This window comes from Ruegeria sp. E1, assembly GCF_056534225.1.
The window spans coordinates 306,490-317,512 of the sequence record NZ_JBQFPE010000002.1; the positions used below are offsets into that span (position 1 = coordinate 306,490).

Annotated in this window: 7 protein-coding genes; 2 read left to right on the top strand and 5 right to left on the bottom strand. The window is 56.0% G+C overall.

Features of this window, described 5'->3' with window-relative positions:
- Positions 1-28: 28 nt before the first annotated feature.
- Entirely contained in the window at positions 29-853 is an 825-nt protein-coding gene (locus ACR0FG_RS03285; protein WP_480890044.1) for a glycosyltransferase family 2 protein, read from the bottom strand.
- Positions 854-857: 4 nt separating this feature from the next.
- Complete coding sequence (locus tag ACR0FG_RS03290) at positions 858-1,991, bottom strand: Gfo/Idh/MocA family protein (protein WP_480890047.1); 1,134 nt, start codon at positions 1,989-1,991, stop codon at positions 858-860.
- Between the two features lie 382 nt (positions 1,992-2,373).
- Here ACR0FG_RS03290 and ACR0FG_RS03295 point away from each other — a divergent pair, with 382 nt between their 5' ends.
- Together ACR0FG_RS03295 and ACR0FG_RS03300 are read left to right on the top strand one after the other, a co-directional pair.
- The gene (locus ACR0FG_RS03295; RefSeq protein WP_170710651.1) at positions 2,374-3,213 is read left to right on the top strand and encodes a 2OG-Fe(II) oxygenase; all 840 of its coding nucleotides are present in this window, start codon (positions 2,374-2,376) and stop codon (positions 3,211-3,213) included.
- 22 nt (positions 3,214-3,235) lie between these two features.
- Positions 3,236-3,760 (top strand): serine O-acetyltransferase, encoded by a 525-nt coding sequence (locus ACR0FG_RS03300; protein WP_480890050.1) that lies wholly within the window; start codon positions 3,236-3,238, stop codon positions 3,758-3,760.
- Positions 3,761-3,762: 2 nt separating this feature from the next.
- Here ACR0FG_RS03300 and ACR0FG_RS03305 read toward each other — a convergent pair whose 3' ends face one another.
- From ACR0FG_RS03305 to ACR0FG_RS03315, 3 genes are all read right to left on the bottom strand, one after another.
- On the bottom strand, positions 3,763-5,247 hold the full coding sequence (locus ACR0FG_RS03305) for an O-antigen ligase family protein (RefSeq protein WP_480890053.1): 1,485 nt from the start codon (positions 5,245-5,247) through the stop codon (positions 3,763-3,765).
- Between the two features lie 129 nt (positions 5,248-5,376).
- A complete protein-coding gene (locus ACR0FG_RS03310; protein ID WP_480890055.1) occupies positions 5,377-6,318 on the bottom strand; it encodes a hypothetical protein in 942 nt (313 codons plus the stop codon).
- 85 nt (positions 6,319-6,403) lie between these two features.
- Positions 6,404-11,023, bottom strand: coding sequence for a MupA/Atu3671 family FMN-dependent luciferase-like monooxygenase (locus ACR0FG_RS03315; protein WP_480890058.1), 4,620 nt, complete (start codon positions 11,021-11,023; stop codon positions 6,404-6,406).

Below are 11,023 nucleotides of genomic sequence, written 5' to 3' on the forward strand. Positions count from 1 at the left end.
TCTGTCTGAGCAGAACAATACATTAAGATCATCTTCCGCGGCTCCAACCGGTTCCACGTTTGGCACGAACAACGAGGCTGACAGTCAGATAGATCGCCATTCCAACCGGATCGGACAGCGTAAGCTTTGCCAGATATCCGGGTGTCAGCGCAGCTTTGCCCTCACGCTTCAATATTCCTGGATAGAGTTGTTCAAGTTCTTCTACACCCGCATTCTGCCGTCTGCGAACGCGAACCAGGGCTGAGAACCCTTCAACAAGCGGCCAGGAATAGGAGATCGGGACAAGAACCCTTTCATCCGGATCAAATTGCAGGCGCACGAAAGTATCGTCTGAAATTATCTCGGGGAACTCGGCCCACCTTGCGCGCCCTTGCGCATTCACTGCAAATAGACCGGCACCGGGGACGCCATCGGTCATAAAGGGCAAACGGCCCCAGATCCGCCCATAGGCGCGCGTGATCCAGCTTTTGGCCGGGCTGACAAACAACCTGCCGCTGGCATAAACCGGCTCGGAAGTATCAAGCACTTGAGCCAGCCCATCCAGCAGCATCGGTGACATAATCACATCTGCATCAAGATAAACACGCATCTTCCCTGTGGCGGCAGCGTCAGCACGGTTGAGCGCACCTGGTTTTCCACCAACCTGAGAGTCGATGACCTCAAGTCGCCACCCTTTTTCGCTGAACCTGTCCTTGTAGCTGTGGGCGATATCCACCGTCGCATCCGTACAGGCATTTGCTGATACGATGACCTCAGCGTTGTAGGTCGTCACCTGCGCCAACAGACCCTCAAGGCAAGGGCCGATATAACCTTCCTCGTTGTTGGCGGGTATCAGGATGCAAATCATGCTCATGCCGTCACGCCAGACTTTCGGCCCAGGGCATCGGTTTGACCGGCTCAAAGCGGGTTTTCATTGCGACAGACCCAAGATGTTCACCCGCGTTCTGTAGTGCGAGCGTCACCTCATTCATGTGAAGGGACAGGTCAGCGGACAGGCGGCTGGGGCGGCCTTCAACAATGGCATCCCGCATCTCGACAATGCCCAGAGCAAAGTTCATCGAAGCTGCGCCCTTGCGACCCAGTTTGGCATGGGTGGGTTGCTTGAGCTTAAGCCGTCGGGCAATCGGCGCGTTAACCAACCGTCTGCGCAACACAAAGCGTTTGCGCGCACGAACCGGGGCGGCATTGTTCCAGCATTCATCCATTTCGATGACGCCATCATCACCAACGATCCGGAGTTCATGGTCATGCGCGGCCAGAATGGAGCAGGTCAAGCGGGCGACTACACCGCTTTCGAAAAACAAGGTCCCGACCGAGAAATCCGGGGCCGCGTTGGGGGTCACGTCGCTTTTGTCTGCCAATTCGGCTGATGCAGCGACCACCGTGCGAACTGGGCCAAACATCGGCAACAACCACGCAAGGTAGTAGCCTGCATGTTCCAGGGTACATCCCACTTCGAACTCATCCTTCGCTGGCCACGGGGCACCGCTTTCGGAGAACCACTTCTGATAAGGAGCCTGAGAGATGAAATCGTCATCCATCTCGGCGTAGATCAATCGGACTGGTCCGATCACACCCGCCCGCAACCCAGCCCAAATCGTTTGCGCGGCTTCGCCCAGAAAACTGCAGGGCGCTGAACTGAGGTGCAAACCCCGACTGGTCGCCAACTCGGTCAATTCGGCTGCATGTTCCATTTCCATCGCAAGGGGTTTTTCGGAATAGACGTGATACCCGGCCTTCAAACCCGCCAGCGAAATCTCATAATGCGAAGCCGGATTGGTCAGGTTTACCAGAATATCTCCATCCCCGCCCAAAGCCAAAAGCGCATCGAAATCGTCTGCTGCGGGCAGAGCCCAATGAGCACAGAACTGCGCCAACCGATCACTATTGCGATCGTAGCATCCGATCACCTCGATGTCGGGATAAAGCCGGAGCGACCTGAGATAGAGGTCAGCGACATATCCAGTACCAACAATCAACAACTTGGGCATAAAATGAGTAACTCTGTTTCAACCGGCAAGGACACTTAAATCACTATTTCACGCAATAGGGGCAGAAAAACGGTCACGCCAGACAATTTTCATCCCGTTGATTCTCCAATCGCCACCGGTAGCCGCTTAAATCAGGACCTACGCCCAAAAAACACTGTACCGTGGCCCGACGCGCTGTGTTGAAAGATTTCAAACAATTTTGCCACTTTATCGCCATCGTCTCGGATTAGAGAATTCATAGCGGACGTTGGATATGCCACATTGCAATTCCGAATGTCCGGGTCCATTTTCTGGGTAAAGTTACTTGATCCTGATCATTCTCGTCAGGATCAAGCGATGGTCTAAAGAGTATGTATTACTTTGGTTGAGATAGGAACGAATAATGGCAATCTATCAAATTGATCCTGAAGGTCTGAACATATCTGTAGAACGCGCCCGTGCTGCGGCGGCTCCGTTCGCCGAAGAATATCAGAGTGGGCAGCCATACAACCACATTTGCATTGATAATTTTCTTCCCGAAGAGGTTCTGCGCAAGGTCCAGTCGGACCTCAAATCGCTTGAAGAGAACGAAGACAGCGACACCTTTGAGCGCGCGCAGGAAAACCTGAAAACCCAATACAATCCGGAACGGCTTCCGACCTATTCGCGCGATCTATTTCATGCCTTCAATTCGCGCCCCTTCATCCTGTTTCTGGAAGAGATGACCGGTATCAAAGGTCTCATCCCCGATCCCTACTACATCGGCGCTGGCATTCATCGCGTTCAAAATGGCGGCCATCTGGATATTCATGCAGATTTCAACTTGCACAAGCAGATGATAGTCGAGCGGCGGCTAAACGTGCTGATCTACCTGAATGACGACTGGCGCGAAGAATGGGGCGGCTCTTTCGAAATCTGGAGCAATGACATGAGCACGAAAGTAAAAAGCTTCGTACCTACGTTCAACCGCATGTGCTGTTTCTCAACCGGGTCAAACACGTTCCACGGAAACCCCGAGAAGGTGAACCATCCAAACGGCGAACCGCGCCAGTCCATCGCGCTCTATTACTACACTGCAACCTGGGACCCCAGCCGCAAGGCGCATTCGACCATATTCAAGCCGCGCCCGGGAACCGAAGATCAATTGGATCGTCAGTCGCGGCGGCAGGAAACGCTGGAGAATTGGTTGCCACCTGTCTTGTACCGCAGGATCTACCCACGGCTTGCGCGTCTGGGCTTCTGATCCCTACCAAATGCAGGGCGATATGATAGTCGAACGGACTGACCAGAGCGACCCGGAGCCTGCGATTTCAGCCACGGTTCCGGATTGGTCCCGGGAAGAGGTTCGCCAATTCTGGGATCCCGGTTACAAGCTGTTGCGAGCAGTGCGCCGCTATCAGAAGGCCAAAGCCCGCGGCGGACCGCTTGGTTGGCTGTTGTCGAAGTACTGGACGTTGGTCCATCGCTTCTGGTCGGTGATTACGCAATCGGAGATTCACCTGAACACGCATATCGAGGGTGGTCTGAGGTTGCCTCATCCAACTGGGATAATCATCCATCCAAACGCGCGGATCGGACCAAATTGTATGATCTTCCACCAGGTTACTCTGGTCTCATCCGTTGTGCTGGGCGGTCATGTAGATTTGGGGGCAGGCGCCAAGATCATCGGGCCACTCACAATAGGAGACCATGTAACCGTCGGCGCCAACAGCGTTGTAACCCGGGATGTGGAATCCGGCGCCACCGTCGCTGGCGTACCTGCCCGAGACCTGCATACGCACAAGTCCTGACACTATGCGCGCGGATCAGACCGCTTCGTTCTAACAATGCGCGGCGGATTAGGCGCAAGCGCAGGGCGATTCCCGCGTGGGCGACGCGTATGCTTTACCGGTTCGGATAAAGGCTCGCTATCGTCTTCGGTAACCGCGTCAACGTCTGATGAAACTCTGCCGGGCACATAGCACAAAAGCAAACCTGCAAGAAGCCAGGTCACATAGTTGATCGCCGAGTTTGGGATCAGATCGACGAGATTGATCGCCAACATCAGACCGATCCCGTAAACGATATCGGGGTCGTCCGGTTCAATACCGCGATTCCGCAACCTCCACATTCGGATCAAGGGGACGGTCAACAGGCCAAAGATGCAGATATACCCAATCCAGCCGAGCGTACCCAGAACAACGATCCAGTACCCGTCAGGGACATAGAGGTTTCGCCCCGTATCCGGATCAAAGTACCGGTTTCGGTTCCAGTATCCCCACCCGGCGAGGGATTTTTGCGCCGCGTGATCCAGCAGCTCCTTTTCATTGTCAAAGCGGAACCCAAGCGACTGAGCACGCTCGGCCTGAATCAACGCTGCGTACTCCAGCATCCGATCTACCGGAACGGCGTCAGCAGCCCGCAATACCGGATAGGCGAGCACAAGGACAGAACAGGCCAATACTGCCCAGCCCTTCATGCGTGGGCCAAAGAACAGAATGATAGGAACGAACATAAACGCGAACAGAATCGCGGCAACGGTTTTGCACAGGATCAAAATGACCAGCAGGTAGAGAAGAAGCCCAAAGTATCGGCTACGCTGCTCGCCTTGTGATCCCGCAACAAGGACTGCCGTGGACAGGACTGACATCAGCATAAAATACGCCACAACAAGGCCGTGGCCCATGAATACTGTAGGGCGATAACCCCCAAATCGAATCTGTTGCCCAAAGAGACCTGGGAAATATCCGTAGATCCAGTTGTTGATTTGCGGACTCAGCCTGACTTCCAACAGGATCGGGATCGAATAGATCAGCCCCGCAATCATGAAAATCGTAAGAAAGTTGCGCCTGGCCGCCTGGGTGGAAATGATGTTGAAGCCCAGAATAAACGGGATAATCGTTATCGCGTGTTTGAGAATCTCGGAAATCGCGTCATAGATCGTCAAACCCGGCAGAAAGACGTGCGCATAGAACAGTGGCTCACGATTGGTCATAACCGTCACCAATGGGCTTAGTACATAGGCCACCATCAATAGGCTAATGATCCTTGACTCGGGGAACAGACGAATCTTGTGATCGGTCATCGTCATGCACAAGACTAGCGCCGCCAGGCTGGGCAGGGTGTATTTGTTCAGGGTCGGGACAAGGGGCAGGTCAATATAAACCTCGGGCGGCAACAACATGAACGCCCCAAGGAAAGACCATACAAGCGCCCTGTCTGCCGAGAGTTTCCTGAACAGCACAACCATGACCAGTGGCCAGATCAGGAGCATCAAATGGGCGAATAAGTTTGGCATGGATCCGTTTAATGAGTCCGCTGATTTCAGAGGTTCTTACCACACATCACGCAGCTGCGCCTCGGTCGAACTTTACCAACATTAGATCGAATAGCAGCATCGTTGTTTTGCGGCATCCTGCGTACTGGCTCAGGCTGTCGGAGGCTTCCTCATCTCAGGGCGAACGCCGGTTGGGGCATATTTTGTGACGACATCCCAAACGACTTCCTGCATCAGACGCGCGGCCTCGGGGCCGGGTGAATTGGCGGATCTGCCATCAGCTTTGTTCAGGGTAAACGGAAGGCCCAGCGGAGACTTCTGATACAACACCGCAAAGTGGGTTAGCGCCACAAGATAGATACCATAGTCGGTCAAATGAACCTCGTCTGAAAACAGATCACGCCGGCCTACGATCTTTCCGACGCCACCACGGCTTTCAACCTCGCGCACGAACCGCGCCATGACCTGTCCTGCAGGGATGATATACACAGGCTTGGGCTGATCCTCATATGCAAGGGCGCACCGGAGGACAGATTTTTCCCAATAGCGATCCAGATCCCGGTCAATCCGGTTCAGCCATCCTTCCTTGTCGTCCAGTGTGTGCCAGGTTTCGTAAAGGAAAATTCGCATCGCCGGGTTGGATCGTCGGCCTAGTTCGATCCATTTGTGCAAGTATTTGGCGCTGTCGAAATATCGGATCGCTGCGCGAATCTCGACCATCTCGGTCAGAACAAGGCTGTCACAGGCCTCCAAAGCGATGGCTTCTCGGGCATCTTTGCTGCTGTCGGGTAAATTGTGCACCTCAAAGCCGTTTATGGGTTCTTCCGGCTCCCAATGCGCCCTCAGAGGCGTTCCCCATCCGATCTGGCTGCTGTAACTGTGTCCCTCTCCGGCAAGTTGCATCAGCATTTCGGGCATATCAGGGCCAACAAGACTATGGCCAAGGTGAAAGACCTTTTGCGGATTGGGCACAGCAAGGCAAGGCGCGACATAAAGCGCTTCAAAGCTTTGTCTGCCAATGGGTTTTTTGAACCCTATGCCAAGCTTGCGAGCCACTGAGGTGAAAGCATTAGGAACATAGCGAGTGATCATGATGCGAACCCGGTCTGATGAGAGCCCCCAAAGGGTAACTGCGCGGGCAACCTGTCAAAACACATCGCCCACGCGTATTCCCTGACTATGCAGACCGCCGACGCGCCCGCATTTCCCGTCGGCGCGCCATGGCATCACTGCGGCTGCTGGCCCTTTCCGAGGTGTCCTGCGCCGGACTGGCCTCGGGCGCTTTGGCACCGGTCTTTTGTTCAACAGTTTCGGCCAAAGCAGCCAGAGTAGGGAACCGGAACACATCGGTAATACTCAGGCTGGTGACATTCAGTTCTTTGCGAATTTCCCGGTGCGCTTGCACCGCCAGCAAAGAATGTCCTCCCAGATCAAAGAAGTTGTCACGCCCGCTGATGTCCGAGACACCGAGTATTCGTGACCAGATTGCTGCAATTTGCTGACTGACCGACCCGCCAGAGCCAGCTGTGGCGGGCGCAGCCGGAACCCGTGGTTTCTGATCCGAGGGCACAGGCAACGCCTTACGATCCACTTTGCGGTTAGGGGTCAACGGAAAGCTGTCCAGCGTTACGAAATGGGTCGGCACCATATAGTCGGGCAGGTGGGATGACAAAGCACTGCGCAACGCCTTTTCGTCGACAGGGTGATCAACAGTCATGTAGGCTGCCAGTTGCACCAGACCCGGCGTATCCTCGCGTGCGACCACAACCGACTGCCGCACGCCAGACTGCGTATCCAGCAGGCTTTCGATTTCGCCCAGTTCGATCCGATATCCGCGCAGCTTGATCTGATGATCGGCGCGACCAAGGAAATCAAGCTTTCCGTCCGTCCGCCAACGCACGAGATCACCAGTGCGATACAGCCGCGCATCCGCACCATCCGAAAACGGATCTGGAACGAACCGTTCGGCGGTCAGGTCTTCGCGCTGCCAATAGCCACGGGTCACGCCAGCGCCGCCGATGTAAAGCTCTCCGGCCATGCCAATTGGCACAGGGTTTCTGTCGTCGTCCAGCACATATACCTGCGTATTTGCGATCGGCGTGCCCACGTTCACGACACCATCCACCGTTACAGCGGTTTCGGTCGTCGACCAGATGGTTGTTTCAGTAGGCCCGTACATGTTTTCAATATGAGCCGGTGAAAGCTTGTTGATCTGCGAGACCAATGAACCGGGCAGCGCCTCGCCGCCGATCATCATGTGTTTGACTTTGGACAGGGCAAATCGCGCTTCATCGTTCATCAGCAACATCTGCGCCATGCTTGGGGTGCATTGCAGGTGGCTGACCTTGTGGCGAACAATCTGCGCCGCAATCGAGAAATCATCCTCGGCCAACCCGACATCCTGATTTGAACGACGCAGAACCTCAGCCAGAGGTTTCAGCCCATCCATCACCTGACCAACGGATATACCATAGTCGATCAGGCAGGCGATTTCATCGACCCCGATCCGCTTCAGTTCTTCCACCCTGTTCAGGCAATCCTCGACCGTACCGAAAAGACCGGAATCCTCAAAATAGCGCAGGAAGGCGAAATCTAGGATGCCTTCCATTTCCTCGTCAGACAGGCTGCCAAGGTCCAGCTGGAACGGGTTCGAAACGCCCTGCGGTTTCTTGAAGGCCGGGAAGGCCCAAGCATATTGCTTGATCAGCCCGGCGGCTGAACGCAGGTAATCCTTCATGGGTTCCCGCGCGATTTCCCGCACTTCTTCGCGGTCCTGGCCGACGAAGGTGTGCAGCATCAGAGTGACTTTGTGGTCATCCGGGTTGTGACCAGCCTCACGCAGGGCAGTATGATAGATGGTGATCTTGTCGGCAACTTCCTGAACGCTTTGACCCAGAAGGTGGGTCAATACGTTGGCGCCGATAGCACCTGCTTCGCGCCAGGTATCAGGATTGCCAGCCGTCGTAACCCAGACCGGCAAGGTCTTGGAGACCGGGCGCGGTTGCGTGACAACACTGTGCATCTCGCCGGATTTGGTTGGAAATTCAACTGCTTCACCCGCCCAGAGCTGGCGCAGAGTCCCTATGGCCTCAAGCATGGCGGGTTTGTTCTCGGGCGGGGTGTTTTCGGGTCGCAGGACAAAGTCGTCGGGTTGCCAGCCAGACGCGATGGCCAGCGCCGCACGTCCATTGGTCAGATTGTCGATCACTGCCCATTCTTCGGCAATACGTGCCGTGTGGTGCAGGGGCGCGACGCAACTACCTGCGCGCACACCGATGTTCTCGGTCACAGCAGCAACTGCAGCACCAGTCACCGACGGGTTGGGGTAAGGCCCACCAAATGCGTGGAAGTGGCGTTCGGGTGTCCAGACGGCGCAGAACCCGTTCTTGTCCGCAAATTTCGCGCCCTCAAGCAACAGCTTGTACTTATCGCGCCCGACGCCATCGTCGTTGCCCCAGTAAAACAGGCTGAATTCCATGCCCTGGCCTGTGATGGAGCCCCCGGACGTCGAGTCACCCGCCACCAAGGCGCGGTTTTCATCGTTACTGAGGACAATCTTGAAGCCGCGTGCCAGCGTCCAGAACAGCTCGAGAACCGAGATGTCGAAGGACAGGCTGGTCACGGCGAGCCAGACGCCCGCCAGATCGTGGGTAATCCGATCATCCATGCCGGTGAAGAAATTCGACACATTGCGGTGTTCGACCATGACACCCTTGGGCCGCCCGGTCGAACCCGAGGTATAGATCATATAAGCGAGGTTAGCGGCATTCACGCCACTATCTATGTTGCTGGTCGCAGCCGTTCCCAGCCGGGGATCTGTGTCCAAAAGCAAGGCTTGCGCACCCTGATCTGGCAGCCCTGATGCCAGACCGGATTCCGTCAGAACCACTTTCGCGCTACTGTCTTCCAGATAAAGCGCCGTCCGATCCGCCGGATAGGCCGGATCCATCGGAACATAAGCACCGCCCGCCTTCAGGATACCCAGCGCCCCAATCAAAAGCAGAGGAGAGCGTTTGACGTGCAACCCCACCAGCGTATCCGGCCCCACGCCCATGTCGCGCAGGACATGCGCAACCTGATTGGCCAGCGCATTCAATTCGGTATAAGAAAAGCTTAGGCCTTCAAAAACCAGCGCAGGCGCATCCGGGGTGCGCAAAACCTGCGCCTCGAAATGCTGATGCACACAAGAGGTCTGATCGTACTCGACCGCAGTGTTGTTCCAGTCTTCCAGTATCTGGGCACGTTCCGTATCTGGCAAAATAGGCAGCTCGGAAATCTGAAGATCGCCCTCTGCAGCCTGTGATACCGAAGCCAGCAGGTTTTCCAACCGGGCTGCAAACAATCGCAATGCGGCCTCGGACACGTGGCCGCTATCGGCAAACAGGGCTGCCTGTCCACCGGAGACAGCAAGACACAGGCTTGTTCCCGGCACCAGCCCGTCCGACACATCACCGGACAGGCCAATTACAGGAGGCTGCAACGGATCTGCGCCGGGTAGACGCGCAGGAAGATCGCAGGCAAATGGGCCAAGCTCCTGCGCCTCTGCGATAGCCTTTTCAAGCGATTGTTGCGCGGCTGAGAATACCTGCCCGGCGTCGAATCGTACCGGCACCCAGCTGTTGAGATAGGGTGAATCGCCACCCTCCAGGCGCAATGCCAAATCCAGATCAGACGCATTTGCCAGGCGCGCGATCAGCACAGCAAGGGTGGCCCGAACCGCACTGTCGGATAAGCCGTCGGGCATATGCAGAACCTGAAACCGCGGCGCTCCGGATGGGGCTGCCGCGTTGATCAGCGGAATATCGACCTGGCGCAGATTTTCCAGCCGAGCACGCCATTTGGGTTCGGCACCCAGAGCTGCTGCAATGTCGCGGTCTATCGCCTCAGAGCCCTCAGTTGTTGGCAACGAAAGCGCGCTGCCACTATTCATCATCCCATCGGACGATACCGGCGCACCCAGGCCATTACGGAACGAGCCGATTTCAATCGCCCCGTCGCGGGTTGCAACTGTTACCGACTCTGGCGTGTTAGCCAGAATGGTGCCGGGTTCGGCATCGGTCTGATCGTCTTGCACAACCGCCGATCCAACCAGCCAGATCTGACCGTCGCGTTCGACCTTGGGGCAGCAAAGAGGGTTCCAGTATTCGCCATGATCCAGCGCCCGGGTCAGGGCCGCCAGCTCAGTTGCAGATTTCGAAAAATCCAGCCGAGCCGCCGCCGGGGGACGGGCGTTTTTAGCGAAGTAGCTGCGCTGCGACAGATCCTGCGGGGCCGCAGGCTGATCGGTTTCCAGCGCCCGGATCACATCCGCAAAGCTCTCGATCGCCGCGCCATAGCATTTGGTATTCAGGGTCAGGGCAGTTTCACTGGCGCCAATATCAAACAGTTTCTGGGCAATAATGCCGCCCTCATCGACACCGCCCGATATCATATGCCATGTGATTCCGTGCTGCGCTTCGCCGTTCAGAATGGCCCAGACAGGCGCATTCAGACCGGCATAGCGCGGCAGCGGACCATCATGGAAATTCACTGCACCTTTTGCGGCTTTGTCCAACAGCGCTTGAGGCAAAAGATCAAGGTTCGCGATGCTCAGTAGCCAGTCAAACGTCAGCCTGTTGATCCGGTCCGCCAAATCCGCGCCGGGGGCATAGAGCGGCAGGTTGTGCGACTTGGCCCAAGCCTCGACATCTTTGTTGCGGGTCGCAACACCCTGAATGCCGTGCCCCGCTTCACGCAGCATTTCCCCACATTGAATGACCAGGGACTCGTGACCGACAAGAAATGTGCTGAATGACAT